Genomic DNA, 20,613 nt, shown 5'->3' with positions numbered 1-20,613 from the left:
GCTAAGTTTCTATTTTTTCTTTGTTTTTTCTTCTGGAAATGTCTTTTCCTTCGCAAATTTTCTTCTGAAAACTCATGCACTAGCCCCGATAGAAGTGGAAATCCTTTTATTTTGGGGTTCAAAATAAAAGATTGAAACGGATAGCGGGAAATAGCTCCATCAAAACAAAGTTAAAAGGCTTCGACTTCGCTCAGCCGGACATAATGTTCGTGAATTAGATTTCCTGTATCGATGCACTGCATTTTATACGTGACGTAGACGCACTGCTGTGCTTCTCTACGGAAAATTGGGATTCAATTTATTCTATACTTATATATATGTATAAAAAACAAACCCGACAGGTTTTGAAAACCTGTCGGGTTGTGGGAATGAAATCTACTCTTATATATAGTATACTTATATATGTATACTTTCATTTAGGCTGTCAATTGCTTCTTTTGTGATTTGAATGCTTTTTAGTTTTGCCTGATGATCGAAGATTGGACTGGTTACCATTAGTTCGTCGATTCTCGCGTAGTCAATGAACTTTTTCAAATCGGTTATTAATTGTTCTTTGTTTCCTGTGAAAGTTCCGGCTGTCATTTGATTGACATGGAAACGTTCTTGTTCGTTCATGATATCATCTAATGACGGAACCGGCGGCTGTAAACCTTTGCGGTCGTTTCTAATTAAGTTCAGGAACATTTGATACAAACTTGTAGACAATAGTTCTGCTTCTTCGTTTGTGTCTGCCGCAATGATATTGACGCAGGCCATTGTTTTTGGTTTGTCTAGAAACTCTGAGGCTTGGAAATTTTGACGGTAAAATTCAAATGCCTGAATCATCAGCTTTGGAGCAAAGTGTCCGGCAAAGGCATACGGTAATCCGTAAGCTGCTGCCAAGGCTGCACTATCCATACTTGATCCTAGAATCCAAATTGGAACTTTTAAACCTTCGGCTGGAAATGCACGCACTTTTCCTGTTTCATTTTCACTTGAAAAATACTCTTGAAGTTTGCTTACGTTTTGCGGAAAACGTTGTGCTTGCTCAAAAAAGTCTTTTCGAATGGCTTCGGCAGTTGGCTGATCTGTTCCAGGCGCTCTTCCTAAACCTAAATCGATTCTATTTGGATAAAGTGTTTCCAGAGTTCCAAACTGTTCTGCAACTACTAAAGGAGAATGATTCGGAAGCATAATTCCACCAGAACCTACACGGATATTTTTGGTCTGACTTGCCACATAACCAATTAAAACCACTGTTGCTGTACTTGCAACGTGTGCCATATTGTGATGTTCTGCAAGCCAAAATCGCTTGTATCCTAAAGTATCTGCTAATTGCGCTATGTCTTTTGTTTTTTGAAATGTTTCTGAAGCGTTGCTATCCTGAGTGATGATAGCGAGGTCTAATAATGAGACTGAAATTGGGTTTTTCATATAAAAAAATGCTAATATGCAAAATTAACTCATTTATATGGATGCCTTTTGTTTTCTAATGTTAATAGATTTATAATATTTCCAAAACGTTTCAAAAATGTAATTTTTAATAATTAATTATTGTTTTACGATAATTAATTATACATTTGCAATATCAATCTAACTTTTCAATATATGAAGACAACTCATATTGTATCTAGAATATTATTTTACTTTACCCGATTTTTGGCTGTTGTTTATTTCTTTTTGGCCTCATATTCTGTTTTTACTTTGATAACGGGATTGTTTTTGACTTTTAAGGACAACAGAAAGTATTTTCAGGTTTGTTATCCTTTTACTTCTCATCCTTTAATGCTTGGGGATTACAATCTGCCTTATATTCTTTTTGATTTTTTGGCTCCGCTGAGTTTGTACGGACTTTTCTTTTTATTGAGCAGTAATGTTTTTAAAGTATTTTTTCAGCCTAAATTATTTACTCCAAATGGAATTTCTCATTTAAGGCGTTTCTATTTATCTAATCTATTAATTCCGGGTATTGTGATATTTATAGCTTTCTTTTTTGTTCCATTGGATAATGAAGTTTCGCTTTTTATTCTGTTGCACGGAATGCTTGGTGTTTTTGCTTACTTTTTAGCCGCCATTTTTAAACAAGGTTTAAACCTTCAGAACGAACAAGACTTATTTATATAACTATGCCAATAATTGTAAATGTTGATGTAATGCTTGCCAAACGCAAGATGCAGAGTAAAGAGTTGGCAGAAAAATTAGATATTACACCTGCCAATTTATCGATTCTAAAAACTGGAAAAGCAAAAGGAATTCGGTTTGACACTCTCGAAGCTATTTGTAAAATATTGGATTGCCAGCCTGGCGATATTTTAGAATACGTGGCAGAATAGCTTTCTTTTAAATCTTATTTCACTCCTAAATAAATCGGTTTTTGAAGCCGACAGGTATTCTACTGCCTAATTTTTTCAAATCATAGTTTAATTCAATCATCAAAATCAATCAAAAAATGAACAGTTTATCAATCCAAAATCTCAGCAAAACGTATGAGAACGGTACAAAAGCGATTGACGATTTATCGCTTGAAATTACAAACGGAATGTTTGGTTTACTAGGGCCGAACGGCGCTGGAAAATCGACTTTAATGCGAACTATTGCGGCTTTGCAGGAATCCACTTCGGGAATTATTGAATTTAACGGAATTAATATTCTGGAAAACCCAATTTTTATCAGACAAAATCTGGGTTATCTGCCACAGGAATTTGGTGTTTATCCTAAAATTTCCGCTTATCGCCTGCTCGATCATCTGGCAGTTTTAAAAGGAATTGTCGATAAAAAGGAACGACACGATCAAATTTTGTATTTATTACAGCAGACCAATTTATTACAGCATAAAGATAAAGCGGTTCATTCTTTTTCAGGCGGAATGCGTCAGCGCTTTGGAATTGCTCAGGCATTATTGGGAAATCCGAAGATAATTATTGTGGATGAACCAACCGCTGGACTTGATCCGGAAGAAAGAAACCGATTTAATAATTTATTAAGTGAAATTGGCGAAAGCATTATTGTAGTTCTATCAACTCATATTGTAGAAGACGTTCGTGATTTATGTCCAAAAATGGCAATTATTTCTAACGGAAAATTGATTTTGGAAGGAAAACCAAACGAAGCGATTGATTCTTTGAAAGATAAAATCTGGATGAAGGCAATTGAAAAAGCAGAATTAAAAGAACATCAATTGAACTTCAATATCATTTCGTCCAACTTAAATTCAGGAAAAATCAATATTCATGTTTTCTCAGATGAACGGCCAGATTCTGGTTTCGAATTGATATCGCCAGATTTAAGCGATGTTTATTTTAGTGTTTTAGCTCAAAATCAACTTAAAAATTAGTGTTATGCTTTCTAAATTAATTCAATTTGAATGGCATAACAATACCAGAAGCTGGACTTTTTATGCCATGTTTATTATTTATTTGGTTTTAGGATTTTTTGTGAGTGCTTTTGCGAATTTTTCTTTTTCGGGCGCTTACAAAAATAGTCCGTATGTGCTTACGTATGCGATTGGGCTGATTTCGTTAATGACGATATTTTCGATTACACTTCAGGTCGCGCAAAGTTTTTTAAAGGAATATGAAACGAAATTCGATTCGATTATTTTCTCCTCTCCTATTTCTAAGTTTCATTATTTGGCGCCTAAATTTATTACTGCGTTTATAATCGCCGTAGTTTCTTTTGGGGTGTTTATCGCAGGAATGATCTTTGGACATCAAATGTCGTGGCTTTCTAAAAGCGAGATTGGCCCTTTTGAAATTATAAATTATCTCTGGCCGTATTTTGTAATTGTGATTCCGAATATTTTTCTGTGTCTTTCTATATTGACGGCTTTGGCTTGGCTTACGCGAAGTAAACTTTTTATTTATGTTGGCGGTTTATTAATTTATATCTTATATATCGCGGGTTCGATTTTTTCTAATTCGCCGATATTTGCGAATGCTTCTCCATCTTCGGCGAAAGCCATGTCTTTGGCGGCAAAAATAGATCCGTTTGGTTTGGCAGCATTTTTAGAGCAAACGAGATATTGGACTTCAATTCAAAAAAATACCGAACTGGTTTCGTTTTCGGGGAACTTTCTTTTCAATAGAATTCTTTGGATTTCTATTGCGATACTTTTACTTTTTGTTTCGTATCGATTGTTTTCCTTCCGAAAAACGAAAACTAAAAAGATAAAAACGCTTAAAACTATTTCAAAAGAAGCAAAAGTCCTTTCTTCGGAAATTCCACAAAACATCGAGTTCAAAACTTTCAGGCATAATTTTGCTGTTTTTAAAAGCAATATCAAACTGGATATTTTCTTAGTTTTAAAAGGAATTCCGTTTTTATTGATTGTTTTTTTGTTTTCTGGATTATTGATGATTGAGATTTCGGATGAAATTGACGGCGGAATCCGATTAGCGGAAAAAATTACAGATACTGCTTTGATGATTTCCACCATAATGGATCGCCTTCCTTTTATTCTGATTTTAATTCTGCTTTTTTACAGCAGTGAATTATTAAACCGAAGCGAAAATTCAAGATTTGAAATGCTGGAAAATACCGCACCTTATTCTCAGTTCATAGTTTTACTATCCAAACTGACAGCACTTTTTATCATTCCGCTAATCATCATCAGCATTAGTATATTGATTGGATGTGCATTTCAGACAGCTAATGCCAATGCTCCAATCGAAATGGGTCTTTATATTTCTTTGTTTTATTATCTCGGATTTCCGTTGTTGCTGATTTCGATTTTGGTAATTGCGATTCAGACTTTTATTAAAAATAAATACATCGGACTTTCGGCTGCTTCTTTTGTCTGTATTTTGTTTTGTACGGGAATTGGAGAACAATTGGGAATTTCGCATCCTTTACTTCGATTTGGAGATGCTTTTAAAAGAGAATATTTTGATATCAATGGTTTCGGAAAATACACTTATCCATTTCATATTTCGATGTTGTACAATTTTGGATTGGCTTTACTGCTTCTTACTTTGACTGGAATTTTATGGAAAAGAAATGCTTCAATCGTAAAAACCTTCCGAAGAAATTCCTGCAATGCCATTCAAAAAGCAACTTTCTCATTAGGAATTATTCTTTTTATTGGTTTTGGAAGTTATCTTTTTTATAAAACTAATATTGAATATCCGTATTTGAGCGAAGACGATCAGAATAACTGGAGCGATAAATATGAAAAGCAATTCAAAAAATATACAAATCTGCCACAGCCTACAATTGTTTTTGTAAAAAGTAAAGTCGATTTATTCCCTGAGGAAAATCGTTATGAAGTAAAAGGCAGTTATGAATTGATTAATAATTCTGAAAAACCAATTGATAGTTTACTCCTATATATAGATCGAAATTCGAAACTGACTTCTGTTGAAATTCCGAATTCTAAAAATCTGGACGATGTTTCGGCATTTCACCATTATTGGTATCGATTGGAAAAGCCTTTAGAACCTCAGCAGAAAATAAAAATAAGCTTTTCTTTTGAGTCATCATGGTCGCCATTTAAAGGACACACGGCTTTTAATTCTATAATCGAAAATGGATCGTTTATGCGAATAAGCCGTTACTTTCCACTTTTTGGTTATCAGGAATCGAATGAAATCAGCAGTAAAAAAGAACGGGCAAAAAGACATTTGAAACCGCAGACGCCTCTTAAAAAACTGGAAGACAAATCGGAAATTAAATATGATTTTGTTGATTATGATGCTGTGGTTTCGACTTCTAAAAATCAAACCGCGATTGGTGTTGGAGATTTAATTGGGAAATGGAAAAAAGACAACCGCAATTATTTTCATTATAAATCTAATGGCAGGATTCCGTTTCGATTTGCTTTTTCTTCTGCCGAATATGAAATCAAAAAAACAGATTATAAAGGTATTTCTATTGAAGTTTTTTATGATAAAAGACATTCGAGAAACATCAAAAAACTAATTCAGGATGTAAAAAATACTTTAGATTATTGCCAGAATAATTTTGGAAAATATCCATACAAAACCATTCGTTATGCCGAAGTTTCTGCTTTCGCCGATGGATTTGCTGCGACTTCTTATCCGTCGACGGTTTTTATGAAAGAGAATTTTGGATTTTACAGCAACCTCAACAACAAGGATAAGGAAGATGTAATTAATCAATTAACGGCACATGAATTGTCGCACGAATGGTGGGGAAATTCACAGATTAGTCCGGAACAAAAAGAAGGAAGCTGGATTTTGACTGAAACTCTGGCGCAATACACGGAACTGATGTTGTATGAAAAAGAACATGGTTTGGAAAAAGCGCTCGAAACTTTAAAAATTCATCTCGATTTATATTTGAGCAGCCGAAGTTATGATCCTGAAACGCCTTTGTATAAAACGAATTATGATACGCCGCATTTACCTTATGATAAAGGAATGTTGGTGATGTATCAGCTTCGGATTTTAATTGGTGAAGAAAAGGTAAATCTGGCTTTGAAAAATTTTCTGAATCATTATAAATATCCAAACCCGTTTCCTGATTCTGAAGATTTATTAAAAAAGATTTATGCTGTGACAGATCAAAAACTGCATGCTAAATTAGATGAAATGTTTAAGCAGATTATTACTTATTCTTCAAAAATAGAATCGGTTTCAAGTAGTAAAAAGAATGGTTTTTATGAAGTTTCATTTAAAGCTGATTCTAAAAAGTATATGGAAAATGCAACGGGAGAACGCAGACAAATTCCAAATGATCCCACAATAGATATTGGTATTTATGATGAAAATGGAAAATTGTTTCTTTATCCTTTTGCCATCAAAAACAATAAAATTGAAGGCAAAGTTAAACTCAAAACAAAACCTCAACGCATTGTTATTGATCCGTATTTAATGAATATCGATACTTTTATAAAAGACAACGAAAAGGAGATTGATTAGTTTTTTTGCCACTAATTCCACTAATTTCCACTAATTTTTAATTTTAGTTTTTCGCAAATGCTCAAAATATAGCTCGCGGTTTCAACCGCGAGAAACGTTACGAATCGGGTGTAATTATATATTGTGTACCCGTGGTTGAAACCACGGGCTATGTTTGAAATAAAAACCAGTCAAAAAAGTAGGAATTAGAGAAATTTGTGTAATTCGTGGCAAAAAAAATCATTTTAATCCTTTTAATCTGTGGTAAAAAACTTTTACTTCTGCTGAATCAAAATCTGTTTGTGAGTTGTTTTTCCGTCGTTTTTAATTTTTAAACCTTTATTTGATTCGATTTCAAATTTTGAAGAAGTATCAACTGCTAATGAAATATCATGGTAACGAAAGTTTTCTGGAATTTCAGGCAATTCAATCGTAACTTCTATTTCTTTATTTTTTTGCTTGTAATCGACTTTGATTCTGTCTCTTAACCAAATATATTCGTAAACTTCCTGCCACGGCGCCATCCAGATAGAATCTTTTCCTTTTGCGCCATATTTATTGGCAAGCGTTGTGATATAGTATTTAAAATCATGAAAACGCATGCTTAGACTCCACAAATTTGTATTTCCGGTTCCATGTGTAAACTCATTAAACCAAATTGTATTAGGCTGTTTTACAATTGAATCCATCGTTTTTAGATAACGATCCATCGTTTTAAAACTAGTCGTGTCTTTTGAACTCTGCACAAAAGTTCTGACCGTAATCATTTTATCTAAATTTACTTTTGAATCGACATTAAAAACTGGTCCGACACCATAATAAGAAGCTACAGAAAAATATCCGTTATTAAGTGCCTCTTTTTCATATTCCAAATAATATTTCTCATCGCCTTCTCCGCCTGGAACCACAAAATGCGACATGGTAAAATCAAGATTTTGTTTTATCGAAGTGGTATTTTCGGTTACTTCTGTCAAATAATTTGTGCCGTGTTTTGTTGCGTGGTGAAAACCATGATTCAGGATATCCCAGCCTGCATTGTACATTTCTTTAATTTCAGGCCATGAAAGATGTCCGCGGTTTGCCGGTAAATCACGAATTACGCCGCCGTTTACTGCCAAAGCCAATTTAAATGGAATTTTATTTCCGAATCCATCTGAATAAAAAAGACCTTTTGAAGTTGTTCCGTCTCCGCCTTGATCAATTTTCCATTCGTTTTTATCTGGACTGCTAATTTTTCCTCCATTCAATAACGGAAATGCTGTTAAATAAGCAGATCTATATCCATCATCTAACGTAAAACTGTATGCGAAATGTTTATTGAATTTTAAAGGAGCTGGTTTTATTTTGACTTTATTGTCTGATTTCAATTTAATTTTAAAGGAAATGGTTTTCGTTTTTGAAGAATCAATTTTAGTATTGAATTCATTTGCAAAACAAAGTGAAACCGAATTAATCAGGAGAACAAAAATGAATAAAAAGAGTTTTATTTGGGAATGTGGTATTTTCATTTTAGGATTAGAATTAGAGATTTTAAAGATACAAGATAATTGATAAGTTTTGAGTGTAATAATTGCACACGGATAAAACGGATTCGCTTCGCGAAAACGCTGATTGACGCAGATTTGATTTTTTAAATGATAAAACAGAAATAAAAAATCCGTTTTTATCCGCGTTTTCACGAAGTGAATCCGTAAAATCAGTGTTCTAAATTTTATCGCTTTAAAAGTTGATATTTCAACACATTAAACGTATTTAACGAAATATAATAGTTCTCCATAATTCAAAATAGCAGAAAATCCTTTATAATCAATACTTCGCAAAAGGGCATGTAGATTGTATTTTAAAATACAATTAAAAAATCCTGCTATGTATCTATCTAATACAAAAACAATTGTGTTTATTTCGGGAGCTTTTGTAAGTCACTTTTATTGGGAAGAATGGCTTGCTTTTTTTGAAAATAAAGGATACAAAGTTGTAGCTCCGCCATGGCTTCATAAAAATGATTCAGCTGAAAATTTAAGAAAACTAAACCCGTGCGTAAAAATTGGATCGATCAGTTTATTTGATCTTTTGTGTTATTATACCGAAATCATTGAAAAACTTCCTGAGAAACCTATTTTAGTTGGACATTCTTATGGTGGGCTTTTAGTACAATTATTGGTTCAGAAAGATCTGGCCGAGGCAGGAATTTGTATCAATCCTTTTCCGCCAAAAGGTTTTACGACTTTAAAATTTTCGTTTTATAAAAATATTATGCCTTTTTCGTTCAATATTTTTTCTTCTAAAAAAACTTTCATTTTATCCTTCGAAAATTGGAAAGCTGCATTCTTTAATATTGTTTCAATTGAAAAACAAAAAATGGAGTATGAGAAATTTATAATTCCCGAATCTAAAAAAGCGTTGCGGAATTTATTTTCAAAAAATGCTAAAATCAATTTTAGAAAAAAACATGTTCCGTTGTTTTTTATTTCTTGTTCTGAAGATCAAATCATTTCCCAAAAATTGGTTCATTGGAATTTTAAAAAACACAGAAATTTACATTCTATAACCTGTTACAAAAAATTCAAAAACAAAAATCATTTTGTAATTATTCAAAGCGAATGGCAGGAAGTCGCAGAATGTGTGGCAAAATGGATTGAGAAAGTTACTTAACTTAATTAATGTAAACACATAGAAACATAGGTTTTGCTACTGCTAAAAGGCATTTCACTTGCATTGACAAACATAGAACTATGTGTTAGAAACTAGTTTCTTTTGATTTTCTTTTTATAGATAAAGAAAGACTATGTTTCTATGTGTTTAATTATATTTTATGTAGAGAACCCCGCTAACTTATTTCTCGCTTAATTTCTAATTTCTTGATTTTTGAATTTAAGGTTGAAGGATGAATATCCAGAATTTCGGCTGCACCGCCCGCACCAGAGATTTTTCCATTACATTTTTTAAGGATATATAAAATGTAATCCCGTTCATTTTCTAAAATGGTTTTAATCGAAAACGAATCAGTGTTTTGCTGTGCGTGCATTTTTGACGAAGGCGAAAATTCAATTGCTTTAATTATATTTCCTTCTGTAAGCAATAATGTACGCTGTATAAGATGTTCGAGTTCTCTAATATTTCCCGGCCAGTCGTAATTTGTTATTTGCTGTAAGGCATTCTCAGAAAGTGTTGGCATTTTTCTGTTTGTTCTTTCGCTATAAATTTTTATAAAATGATCTGCCAGTTCTGGAATATCTTCTTTTCGTTTTTTTAATGACGGAACCAAAATTGGGAAAACGTGCAAACGATAATATAAATCCATTCTAAAACGCCCGGCAGCAACTTCTTCTTCCAGATTTTTATTGGTTGCAGCAATAATGCGGACATCAATTTTTATGGGCATCAATCCACCAACACGTTCAATTTCACGTTCTTGTAAAACACGCAATAATTTTACCTGAAGTTCTAACGGCATCTCTCCTATTTCATCCAGAAAAATTGTTCCACCATTTGCTAATTCAAATTTTCCAATTCGTTTTTCTAAAGCTCCTGTAAAAGCACCTTTTTCATGTCCGAAAAGCAGTGATTCAGCAAGGTTTTCAGGAATCGCACCACAATTTATAATTATTAATGGTTTCTCTTTTCTTGGCGATAAATCGTGAATGCTTTTGGCAATTTTCTCTTTTCCGGTACCGCTTTCTCCTAAAATTAAAACCGAAGTATCTGATGGTGCTACTTTTTTGATGTAGTTAAAAACCGTTACCATTTGGGAGCTGTTGCCAATTATTCCCTCAAAACCAGATTTTATGTTTTCCGTTTTTTCTTTTTTCTGTGGAGTTTCTTTTGTCTCTAAAATTATTGCTGCAGGCGAATAAAAACGAGAAATAAATTGCGAAAATGTATTTTCTAAATTAGATAACAGTTTTAGATTTTCATCAGAATAAACATTAAAATTACGACTGTAAAAAGTAAAACAAAAACGCTGCGAAACCGCAATTGAAAGCGGAAAAACCAAATACGATTTGATTCCGAAATTATGCGAAATAATTCCTTTTATCGGCGCGGCCTGAAAATTATTAATCAGCGATTCTTCACTGTAAATAATTGGTTTTATGTCTATTTGAGATTTTATGTAAGTTTCGTTTAACTCTTTTATGGATATATCGGCAATTTGAGAAAACTTTTGTACGCTGATAATTTGGTATTGGTCGATATTTTTTCGGATGATTCCGAGGTTCGAATATTGTTCTGCATTTACAAATCCAACTTCTAAATAATCAAAGCAAATAAAAGTCTGGATTATTTTGGCAAAAGCCAATAAAGCTTCTTCGAGTTTTAGGTTTGAATTGATTAATTCTGTAATCTCATTTTTCAATTCTAATTGCTGCATTAACTGCGATTCGAGACTGTATTTTTGTCTGTAAAAAGCAATTTCGAGCGTTGTTAGAATATCTTGTTCTCTAAAAGGTTTTACAATAAATCCGTATGGCTGTGTGGTTTTGGCCTGATCCAGGATTCTCTTACTTGAATTTGCCGAAATAAAGATAAAGCCAATATTTTTTTCCTTTAAAATATGTGCCAGATAAATTCCGTTTTTATCTCCTTTGAGCATAATATCCAAAAATACCAAATCTGGTTTTTGGGTCTGAATTACATCCAAAGCCTGATCGACAGAACGCACAATTCCTATAACTTTATAGTTTGCTTTTTCCAGAATTAACTGCAAGTCGTGCGCTTCAATAAATTGGTCTTCAACAATTAATATTTGCTTTTGATAGTCGGTTTCGTCAGATTGGGTGCTTTTATCAGACAAGGTTCCCATAAATGTAGTATTATTTATATTATAATCTTCATAATTCACTGGCATAAAATTAGTTAAATAATACCAGTAATTCCAGTGTTTTTGAAAATTTAAATCAAAAAAAATCACATTTAATGTGAATTTTCTTGATATTTTTCAAAAAAAGCACACCTCTTTATTTCTATATTTGTTTACTAAAACCAATCCAAAAAACTAATTTTTAACAAATTATGAAACGACCGCTTACTTTCTATTTGATTTTGTTAATTACCAATTCATTATTTGCACAAATAGCCCCTGCCGTTGCTAAATATGATCTTGCTAAAAAAAGACTATTGATACAAAGCTGTTCTATATATTTATTTAATGCCAATCAAGGTGCAATAGATGTCGATAGTGCTGTAGTTGTTGCCTGCAAAGCTTACAAATTGCCTGTTTCATTAAGCTATACTGAGGGTTTTAATGATGGCACAAAATTAATTGGGAGTGAGTTCATAGATAAAGGAAACATCACTTCTGTACTAAAGCTTTTGGCTAAATCAAAAGGTGAAGACCAAATTAAATTATTACTTCAATTAGGAAGTTTTTATCTTTTTAAACCCGGAACTAAACCACAAGATCTACAAAATGCAAAACTCTATATTGATAAAGCAGTTTTGGCAGGCAATCAGTTTAAAATCAAAAAATGGCAGCATCAAAGTTTACTGCTATTAGGCAAATATTATTATCAGGCAAGTAATCCGGCAGAAGGAAAAAAAATATTTTTGCTGGTTATAGATGAATGCCGAAAACAAAATGACAAATTAGGTCTTGCCAAAGCTTTAGATACTTACGGAACTCTTTTATTCAATCTTGATCCCGAAAAAGAAAAAATACTTCAGGAAGCTGTTTCACTTTATGCTTCTTTAGGTTTAGAAGAAAAGAGAATAGAGAATTACACCAAAATCACGACAATCTATTTTTGGACAAATAAAGTAAATAAAGCTAAAAAAAGATTGTATCAAAATTTAGTTGATTTACGAAAAATTGGTTTTACACATCAGCAATTTGCAGAAACAACTATAACTTTTATTGAACTGGGTCAGCACAATATTCCAACTGCTCTATATTATGCATTAAAGAGTGTTAAAAGAATGGAAGCTGAAAAGGATTATACTTTTGCTGAAATTTTTTATACACGTCTGGGCGATGTATATAACACCTACGGGCATAATGAAGAAGCACTTGAATTGTATAAAAAAAGCATTAAGATTGGACGTCAAACTCTAAACACCGGCACTTGGTATAAAAGTTTTTTAAGCGCCGTCGCTGCTTTGTCTTTAAAGAAAAAAAACAAAGAAGCTCTTGCTTATATCGACACCATAACTGCTGATTATCCTCCGCAAAGTATTTTTGATAAAATGCTGGTAGCTTATGCGAGAGCAAATTGTTATGGAGCATTAAAAAAATATGATTTAGCAGAAAAATATTTTATCGAAATGGATTCTTATGCTCAACAATTAAATACTCCCGAAACCTTTCGAGAAGTTGTACATTGTTACGCAAGTATGGCTTATTTTTATTCGTTTATAAATAACGCTCAAAAAGCAAAATATTATACCAATAAAGTTTTTACACTCTGTAAAACTCACAACAAACCTTACAACTCAGAAATTTTTGAATACTCTTTATATAAAATTGATTCGCTTAACGGCAATTATCTTGGTGCTTTAGAGCATTACCGGAATGTAAAAAAACTTAGTGATTCTACTAGCGGTATTAACAAAAACAAGCAAATTGACGAGTTAAAAATTGAATACGAAACAGCTAATAAAGAGCAAAAAATTAAACTTTTAAATGATCAGGATAAATTGCAAAAAAGCGAACTGCAAAAATCGAAACTCTTAAATAGTGTATCGATCTGGAGTTTGATTTTATTACTGATTACCATTGGATTATTATATAACCGATACCGGTTAAAACAACGTAATCACGCCAAACTTGAAATCAAGGAAAAAGAAATCAACCAGAAAAACATTAATCTGAAACATTTACTGGATGAGAAAGAATGGCTGCTGAAAGAAATTCATCATCGTGTAAAAAACAATCTGCAAACTGTAATTAGCCTATTGAATTCGCAATCGGCTTATTTGGAAAATGATATGGCATTGTCGGCTATAAAAAATAGTCAGCACAGAATTCATTCGATGTCCTTGATTCATCAGAAACTATATAATTCTGAGAATATTTCGACGATTAATATGCCGAATTATATTAAGGAATTAGTCGAATATTTACGAGAATCTTTTTCGCTTGGACAGAGAATTCGTTTCGAAGTAAAAATTGATCCGCTGGAATTAGATGTGGCACATGCCGTTCCGCTTGGGTTGATTTTAAATGAAGCGATTACGAATTCTATTAAATATGCTTTCCCTGATGATCGAACCGGAATGATTTATATAACGCTTGAAACGAAAGCTGAAAATCAATATGTGTTGACGATTTCTGATAACGGAATTGGTTTTGATCTAAACCTCAACAACACGAAAGCAAACTCGTTTGGAATGAGCTTAATAAAAGGTTTAACGGATGATCTTGACGGAAAATTGACAATGGAAAATAATAACGGAACGATTTTGAAAATTGAATTTTCGCAAGAATTTCCTCTGAACCAAAAAAGGAATGTGATTTAAAACCTAAATTTGTACATCAAAATACCAATTCGGTTTTAGCTTATCTGCAAATGACACATAAAATTTTAATTATAGACGACGAAGAAAAACTGAGAAGTCTATTGGCGCGTATTATAAAATCGGAAGGATTTGAAGTTATCGAAGCCAAAGATTTAAAATCAGGTTTTAAAAAACTGGAACAAACGGATATTGATGTTGTTTTATGTGATGTGAAACTTCCTGACGGAAATGGTGTTGATTTTCTTCAAAACATAAAAGGAAGTTTTCCGTTTACGGAAGTTATTCTGTTAACTGCTTTTGGAAATATTCCCGACGGTGTTCAGGCGATGAAAAACGGTGCTTTTGATTATATTGTAAAAGGCGATGACAACGATAAAATTATTCCGCTTCTTTATAAAGCTGTTGAAAAAGTTCATTTACAGAAAAAAGTGCAGCAGCTTGAAAAACGTATCAACGATAAATATTCCTTTAGTACCATTGTAGGCAAATCGAAAGGAATTGAACAAGTTATTGATCTCGCCCAAAAAGTTGCCAAAACAGATTCGACCGTTTTACTTACAGGTGAAACAGGAACGGGAAAAGAGGTTTTTGCACAGGCCATTCATGAAAACAGCAATCGCGTCGGTAAATCATTTGTGGCATTAAACTGCAGTACTTTCAGCAAAGAAATTTTAGAAAGCGAACTTTTTGGTCATAAACAAGGGGCATTTACCGGTGCTTTAAAAGATAAAAAAGGTTTTATTGAAGAAGCAAACAGCGGAACTTTATTTCTGGATGAAATTGGTGAAATGCCAATTGATCTTCAAGCCAAATTGTTGCGTGTTTTAGAAACTTCTGAATATATTCCCGTTGGTGACACAACTCCAAAAAAATCAAACTTTAGATTAATTGCAGCTACAAACCGAGATTTAAAAACAGAAAGTGATGAACATCGTTTCCGTTCTGATTTGTATTTTCGTTTGAATATCTTCGAAATTAAATTGCCTTCATTAAGAGAAAGAATCAAAGATATTGGTGTTTTGACGCATCATTTCGTGAAACAGTTTTCTGAAAAAACGAATAAAAAAACTTTACATATCAGTGATGATTTTCTGCAGAAATTAGAAAACTATTCCTGGCCGGGAAATATCCGCGAACTTAAAAATATTATCGAAAGATCGGTTATTTTGAGTAATGGTGATACTTTAACTTCAGATGTTTTACCATATGAAATGCAGCATCCAGCCGAAAAAAGCAGCAAACCTATGTCAGCTTTCTCCATGCAGAGTGTTGAGAAACTTCATATTCAAAAGGTTTTAAATTATACTAAAGGAAATAAAGCAGAAACGGCTAGATTGTTAGAAATTGGGATTGCGACTTTGTATAGAAAACTAGAAGAATATAATATACAGCCGTGATCCTGCAAGGTTTTCAAAACCTTGTAGGTTTAGATTTTTAAACAATTTAATATTTTGCACTTAAATAGAATACCTACAAGGTTTTGAAAACCTTGCAGGAAACGATACTAATCGAAATAACCCTATCATTTCAATAAAAGCTTATCATTTTGATAGGCTTTTTTTATGCCTGATTTTTGGCACACAACTACATTCCTTTTATTGACAGCACTTTAGCTGTAACTTCATTTTTTCGGAACACATTTTGGCATAAGGAGGGAGAACATTAAAAATTCATTCCAAATGAAAAATCAAGTAACCTCAATCTACAAACAGGCCGAACGGTTTGCTGAGATAACCAAAAAATCTATTATTTCTGGAAACATCGTTCGAGCAAAAAAATGCTTGGCACTTGCTGAACGTCTATTTATAACCGGAAGCATCGAAACTAAAAATGCCATTTCTAATGTGTACGTTTTTTCGGTTTCTTCTTTTATGGAAGTGCGTCACTGTAATATTTCACATCTTTTTCCACAAACACTTAAAACGGAATATATCAAGCAGATTAATGCTTCGGGAGTCTAAAAAGTTTAATCGGTTAACTGTTTAATCGCTAAAGTCCTAAATCTAAATTCTGAACTCTAAAATCTAAAATAAATCCTATGATCACTTTTCTTTTACTCGGACTGGCCGTCGTGCTGTTTGCAATCTGTTTTCTCTCTGTTGAATTTTTTGAAAAAATCTAAATCATGACCGCACTATTTATTGTTTCAATCGCCGTTTTCGTGTACTTGGTTTATGTATTAATCAAACCCGAAAAATTTTAAAATATGAATTTTTAGAATTTAAGATTGTCTCAAAGAAATCTAAAATCTAAAATCAACAATCTAATATTAAATATATGAACACAGAATTAATAGGCGTCATTGGTATTTTTATCTTAACCATTGTTTTAGCAATTCCATTAGGAAAATATATTGCTAAAGTTTATTTGGGAGATAAAACACTTCTTGACCCGATTTTCAATCCAATTGAAAAATTTATCTTTAAAATCAGTGGTATCAATTCCACTGAAGAAATGAACTGGAAACAACACTTGAAAGCACTTTTAAGTATTAATATGGTTTGGTTCTTTCTTTGCTTTTTTGTCTTATTGTTTCAGGGTTCTTTGCCTTTAAATCCGGATAACAATCCCTCTATGACGCCTGATTTGGCATTTAATACTGCTATTTCATTTTTAGTCAATTGTAACTTACAGCATTATTCAGGCGAAAGCGGGGTTTCTTACCTTTCACAAATCGTCTTGATGTTCCTTCAATTTGTTTCTGCAGGTATCGGTATGGCTGCTGCTGCAATGATTTTTACAGCAATGAAAGAAAGAACGACAGAACAATTAGGTAATTTTTATAATTATTTCATCAAAAGCTGTACTCGTATTTTATTACCACTTTCAGCAATTGTAGCTATTGCATTAGTTTTCAGTGGTACTCCAATGACTTTTGAAGGAAAAGATGCTATTACAACGCTTCAAGGTGATCATGTAGAAGTTTCTCGCGGACCAGCTGCAGCATTTATTGCTATTAAACATATTGGTACAAATGGTGGTGGATTTTTTGGAGCCAACTCAGCGCATCCATTAGAAAACCCAACTTATTTTACTAACCAAGTTGAACTTTGGGCGCAAATGATTATTCCGTTTGCCATGATTTTTGCACTTGGATTTTTCCTAAACAAAAGAAAATTATCAAACATCATATTTGGTGTAATGACGGTTGGATTTTTACTTCTGGTTGTTCCAACAGTTATAAGTGAAATAAACGGAAATCCAGCTATCGAAAAAATGGGCATCGCACAAACAACCGGAGCGATGGAAGGAAAAGAAGTTCGGTTTGGACCCGCAATGTCAGGTTTCTGGAGTATTGCTACAACAGTAATTTCTACAGGTTCTGTAAACAGTATGCACGATAGTTCAATGCCAATGTCTGGTACTATGCAATTATTATCTATGATGGTGAATGCCTTTTACGGCGGATGTGGTGTTGGTATTTTGAACTACTATATTTTCATTATTCTGGCTGTATTCATTTCCGGATTAATGGTTGGTCGAACTCCTGAATTTTTAGGGAAGAAAATCGAAGCACGGGAAGTTAAAATTGCTGCTTTTATCGCTATTCTTCACCCCTTATTAATATTAGCCGGAACTGCTTTAGCCTCTTATTTTGCTGCGCATGATACTGCAATGGGGTATTGGTTTAACGGAAACGCAACAGGCTGGTTAAACAATCCTGGAAATCACGGATTCTCAGAAATGTTATATGAATACACTTCAAGTGCTGCCAATAATGGTTCTGGTTTTGAAGGTTTGGGAGATAACAATCCGTTCTGGAATATCACAACTGGAATTGTGTTACTGTTAAGCCGTTTTATTCCAATCATTGGTCCGTTAGCAATTGCAGGTTTATTGGCAGGTAAAAAATACATTCCAGAGAGTGCAGGAACTTTAAAAACTGACACATCAATTTTCGGAATAATGACTTTTGCCGTAATCGCAATTATCGCTGCTTTATCATTCTTCCCAGCGTTGGCGCTTGGACCTTTGGCGGAATATTTTACACTAAAATAAAAATGCTGGATATTTTAAACACATAGAAACATAGAATTTAAATCTATAGAAAAGAATAAAAAGAAAACTCGTTTTCACACATAGTTAGAATAAAAATTAGCAATTCAATATAGCCCGTGGTTTCAACCACGGGAAACAAATTGCAGAGACACAGATTGTGATATACGTTGCGTTCCAACGGTTGAAACCGCTGGCTATGTTTTCTAATCTATTTGTTTTCCAACGCATAACATTTTACAAATAACATTTTACACAACAAAAAATGACAACTAATAAATCCACATCATTGTTTGAAAGTAAACAGGTAAAAGAAGCCTTAGCGCAGTCTTTTGTGAAGCTTAATCCAAAAATGATGATCAAAAATCCGGTAATGTTTACCGTAGAAATTGGAACTGCCATTATGTTTGCTGTCTGCATTTCAATATTAATGGGGGCAAATGACCAAGGTAGTTTTACTTATAACTTAATTGTGTTTTTAATTTTATTGGCAACGCTTTTATTTGCCAATTTCGCCGAAGCAATTGCCGAAGCAAGGGGAAAAGCACAAGCCGACAGTTTGCGAAAAACAAGAGAAGAAACTCCTGCAAGACAAATTTTACCTAACGGAGAAATTAAAAACATTAGTTCTTCGGCATTAAAAAAAGACGATATTTTCGTTTGTGAAGCAGGCGATTTAATTGCTGCCGATGGTGAAATTATCGAAGGTCTGGCTACAATCGACGAAAGTGCCATTACCGGAGAAAGTGCTCCTGTAATCCGAGAAGCAGGCGGTGATAAATCATCGGTTACCGGAGGAACAAAAGTATTATCTGATAAAATTAAAGTAAAAGTTACTTCTGAACCTGGCGAAAGCTTTTTAGATAAAATGATTGCTTTAGTTGAAGGTGCGAGCCGTCAGAAAACACCAAACGAAATTGCATTAACTATTTTATTAGCCGCATTTACTTTAATTTTCGTGATTGTGTGCGTTACGCTAAAACCGTTTGCCGACTATGCAAATGCACCCATCACGATTGCGGCTTTCATTGCTTTGTTTGTATGTTTAATCCCAACTACAATTGGAGGTTTACTTTCTGCGATTGGTATTGCGGGAATGGACAGAGCTTTACGAGCTAACGTAATTACAAAATCGGGTAAAGCGGTTGAAACTGCTGGGGATATTGATGTACTGCTTTTGGATAAAACTGGAACAATTACAATTGGAAACAGAAAAGCAACTAATTTTTATCCAACAAAAGGAATTTCTTTAGATGATTTTATTAAATCTGCCGTATTAAGTTCCCTTGCAGATGATACTCCGGAAGGAAAAAGTATTATTGAGTTGAGCAAAACGATCGACTTAAATGGTAAAATCCAATCTGATATTGCACAATTTACAGAGAACATTTCGCACACTATAAAATTTACTGCCGAAACCAGAACTTCTGGAGTAGTATTAAAAGATGGAACTAATATTAGAAAAGGTGCTCAGGATGCTGCAAAAAATATTGCGCAGCAAGCCGGAAATTCTTTTCCTGAAGATACTGCCCAACAAGTTATCACGATTTCGTCTAACGGAGGAACGCCGCTGGTTGTTATTAAAGACAATGTAGTTCAAGGTGTTATCGAACTTCAGGATATTATAAAAACCGGAATGAAAGAACGTTTTGAGCGTTTACGAAGAATGGGAATCAAAACGGTTATGGTTACGGGTGATAATCCGTTGACTGCGAAATTTATTGCCGAAGCCGCTGGTGTTGATGATTTTATTGCTGAAGCTAAGCCTGAGGATAAAATGAATTACATTAGAAAAGAACAGGCTGAAGGAAGATTGGTTGCCATGATGGGTGACGGAACAAATGATGCTCCTGCCCTTGCCCAGGCGAATGTTGGAGTTGCGATGAACAGCGGAACTCAAGCTGCAAAAGAAGCAGGAAACATGGTTGATCTTGACAATGACCCAACCAAACTAATTGAGATTGTTGAAATTGGAAAACAGCTTTTAATGACTCGCGGAACTTTAACCACTTTTTCTATTGCAAATGACGTTGCGAAATATTTTGCTATTGTTCCTGCTCTTTTTATTACTGCGATTCCTGCGCTGCAAGGTTTAAATATCATGCATTTACACAGCCCTGAAAGTGCAATTTTATCAGCGGTAATTTTCAATGCGATTATCATTCCAATTTTGATTCCGCTTGCGCTGAAAGGTGTTGATTATCGACCAATTGGAGCAAGTGCAATTCTTAAAAGAAACCTTTTGATTTATGGCCTTGGCGGATTGATTGTTCCTTTTATCGGAATAAAAGTTATTGATTTGCTGGTTGCTCTATTTATGTAAACAAAA

General features: G+C 33.6%; 14 protein-coding genes. 11 read left to right on the top strand and 3 right to left on the bottom strand.

What is annotated here, in order from left to right:
* Window positions 1-396: 396 nt before the first annotated feature.
* On the bottom strand, window positions 397-1,413 hold the full coding sequence (locus tag BUE10_RS23440) for an LLM class flavin-dependent oxidoreductase (RefSeq protein WP_073489521.1): 1,017 nt from the start codon (window positions 1,411-1,413) through the stop codon (window positions 397-399).
* A gap of 174 nt (window positions 1,414-1,587) precedes the next feature.
* On the opposite strand from BUE10_RS23440, the gene BUE10_RS23435 reads away from it, so the two are divergent.
* The 4 genes from BUE10_RS23435 to BUE10_RS23420 all read left to right on the top strand — a co-directional run bounded on the left by BUE10_RS23435 (window position 1,588) and on the right by BUE10_RS23420 (window position 6,857).
* Window positions 1,588-2,103: a DUF2975 domain-containing protein gene (locus tag BUE10_RS23435; protein WP_073489519.1), complete on the top strand. Its 516-nt coding sequence runs from the start codon at window positions 1,588-1,590 to the stop codon at window positions 2,101-2,103.
* A gap of 2 nt (window positions 2,104-2,105) precedes the next feature.
* Window positions 2,106-2,312 (top strand): helix-turn-helix domain-containing protein, encoded by a 207-nt coding sequence (locus BUE10_RS23430; RefSeq protein ID WP_012024053.1) that lies wholly within the window; start codon window positions 2,106-2,108, stop codon window positions 2,310-2,312.
* A gap of 116 nt (window positions 2,313-2,428) precedes the next feature.
* Complete coding sequence (locus BUE10_RS23425; RefSeq protein WP_073489518.1) at window positions 2,429-3,313, top strand: ABC transporter ATP-binding protein; 885 nt, start codon at window positions 2,429-2,431, stop codon at window positions 3,311-3,313.
* Window positions 3,314-3,317: 4 nt separating this feature from the next.
* On the top strand, window positions 3,318-6,857 hold the full coding sequence (locus tag BUE10_RS23420; protein WP_073489516.1) for an ABC transporter permease/M1 family aminopeptidase: 3,540 nt from the start codon (window positions 3,318-3,320) through the stop codon (window positions 6,855-6,857).
* A 254-nt stretch (window positions 6,858-7,111) separates the two neighbouring features.
* On the opposite strand, the gene BUE10_RS23415 is transcribed toward BUE10_RS23420, so the two are convergent.
* Window positions 7,112-8,344, bottom strand: a complete 1,233-nt coding sequence (locus tag BUE10_RS23415) for a polysaccharide deacetylase family protein (protein WP_143056009.1) — start codon at window positions 8,342-8,344, stop codon at window positions 7,112-7,114.
* Window positions 8,345-8,702: 358 nt separating this feature from the next.
* On the opposite strand from BUE10_RS23415, the gene BUE10_RS23405 reads away from it, so the two are divergent.
* Complete coding sequence (locus BUE10_RS23405; RefSeq protein ID WP_073489510.1) at window positions 8,703-9,488, top strand: alpha/beta fold hydrolase; 786 nt, start codon at window positions 8,703-8,705, stop codon at window positions 9,486-9,488.
* A gap of 175 nt (window positions 9,489-9,663) precedes the next feature.
* On the opposite strand, the gene BUE10_RS23400 is transcribed toward BUE10_RS23405, so the two are convergent.
* Complete coding sequence (locus BUE10_RS23400) at window positions 9,664-11,682, bottom strand: sigma 54-interacting response regulator (protein WP_143056010.1); 2,019 nt, start codon at window positions 11,680-11,682, stop codon at window positions 9,664-9,666.
* Window positions 11,683-11,846: 164 nt separating this feature from the next.
* On the opposite strand from BUE10_RS23400, the gene BUE10_RS23395 reads away from it, so the two are divergent.
* The 6 genes from BUE10_RS23395 (at window position 11,847) to kdpB (ending at window position 20,607) form a co-directional block, all read left to right on the top strand.
* Entirely contained in the window at window positions 11,847-14,288 is a 2,442-nt protein-coding gene (locus BUE10_RS23395; RefSeq protein ID WP_073489508.1) for a sensor histidine kinase, read from the top strand.
* Between the two features lie 50 nt (window positions 14,289-14,338).
* Window positions 14,339-15,685 carry a sigma-54-dependent transcriptional regulator gene (locus BUE10_RS23390; RefSeq protein WP_073489506.1) on the top strand — a complete coding sequence of 449 codons (1,347 nt, stop codon included), beginning with the start codon at window positions 14,339-14,341 and terminating at the stop codon, window positions 15,683-15,685.
* A 282-nt stretch (window positions 15,686-15,967) separates the two neighbouring features.
* Window positions 15,968-16,249, top strand: coding sequence for a DUF7674 family protein (locus BUE10_RS23385; protein WP_053472271.1), 282 nt, complete (start codon window positions 15,968-15,970; stop codon window positions 16,247-16,249).
* Window positions 16,250-16,413: 164 nt separating this feature from the next.
* Window positions 16,414-16,491, top strand: coding sequence for a K(+)-transporting ATPase subunit F (kdpF, locus tag BUE10_RS23380; RefSeq protein ID WP_073489533.1), 78 nt, complete (start codon window positions 16,414-16,416; stop codon window positions 16,489-16,491).
* A gap of 74 nt (window positions 16,492-16,565) precedes the next feature.
* Window positions 16,566-18,287: a potassium-transporting ATPase subunit KdpA gene (kdpA, locus tag BUE10_RS23375; protein WP_073489504.1), complete on the top strand. Its 1,722-nt coding sequence runs from the start codon at window positions 16,566-16,568 to the stop codon at window positions 18,285-18,287.
* 262 nt (window positions 18,288-18,549) lie between these two features.
* Window positions 18,550-20,607 carry a potassium-transporting ATPase subunit KdpB gene (gene kdpB, locus BUE10_RS23370; protein ID WP_073489503.1) on the top strand — a complete coding sequence of 686 codons (2,058 nt, stop codon included), beginning with the start codon at window positions 18,550-18,552 and terminating at the stop codon, window positions 20,605-20,607.
* Window positions 20,608-20,613: the final 6 nt, after the last annotated feature.

This window comes from Flavobacterium sp. CF108 (assembly GCF_900129795.1).
GTDB lineage: Bacteria > Bacteroidota > Bacteroidia > Flavobacteriales > Flavobacteriaceae > Flavobacterium.
The sequence above is the reverse complement of the archived record's forward strand: the minus strand, read 5'-3'. Positions and strand labels throughout refer to the sequence as shown.

What these genes read in the sequence shown, in the direction of transcription:
- BUE10_RS23440 (WP_073489521.1), bottom strand. Translation starts at nt 1,413, where the DNA reads ATGAAAAACCCAATTTCAGTCTCATTATTAGACCTCGCTATCATCACT.
- kdpA (WP_073489504.1), top strand. Translation starts at nt 16,566, where the DNA reads ATGAACACAGAATTAATAGGCGTCATTGGTATTTTTATCTTAACCATT.
- kdpB (WP_073489503.1), top strand. Translation starts at nt 18,550, where the DNA reads ATGACAACTAATAAATCCACATCATTGTTTGAAAGTAAACAGGTAAAA.
- BUE10_RS23430 (WP_012024053.1), top strand. Translation starts at nt 2,106, where the DNA reads ATGCCAATAATTGTAAATGTTGATGTAATGCTTGCCAAACGCAAGATG.
- BUE10_RS23405 (WP_073489510.1), top strand. Translation starts at nt 8,703, where the DNA reads ATGTATCTATCTAATACAAAAACAATTGTGTTTATTTCGGGAGCTTTT.
- BUE10_RS23400 (WP_143056010.1), bottom strand. Translation starts at nt 11,682, where the DNA reads ATGCCAGTGAATTATGAAGATTATAATATAAATAATACTACATTTATG.
- BUE10_RS23415 (WP_143056009.1), bottom strand. Translation starts at nt 8,344, where the DNA reads ATGAAAATACCACATTCCCAAATAAAACTCTTTTTATTCATTTTTGTT.
- kdpF (WP_073489533.1), top strand. Translation starts at nt 16,414, where the DNA reads ATGACCGCACTATTTATTGTTTCAATCGCCGTTTTCGTGTACTTGGTT.
- BUE10_RS23420 (WP_073489516.1), top strand. Translation starts at nt 3,318, where the DNA reads ATGCTTTCTAAATTAATTCAATTTGAATGGCATAACAATACCAGAAGC.
- BUE10_RS23395 (WP_073489508.1), top strand. Translation starts at nt 11,847, where the DNA reads ATGAAACGACCGCTTACTTTCTATTTGATTTTGTTAATTACCAATTCA.
- BUE10_RS23385 (WP_053472271.1), top strand. Translation starts at nt 15,968, where the DNA reads ATGAAAAATCAAGTAACCTCAATCTACAAACAGGCCGAACGGTTTGCT.
- BUE10_RS23435 (WP_073489519.1), top strand. Translation starts at nt 1,588, where the DNA reads ATGAAGACAACTCATATTGTATCTAGAATATTATTTTACTTTACCCGA.
- BUE10_RS23390 (WP_073489506.1), top strand. Translation starts at nt 14,339, where the DNA reads ATGACACATAAAATTTTAATTATAGACGACGAAGAAAAACTGAGAAGT.
- BUE10_RS23425 (WP_073489518.1), top strand. Translation starts at nt 2,429, where the DNA reads ATGAACAGTTTATCAATCCAAAATCTCAGCAAAACGTATGAGAACGGT.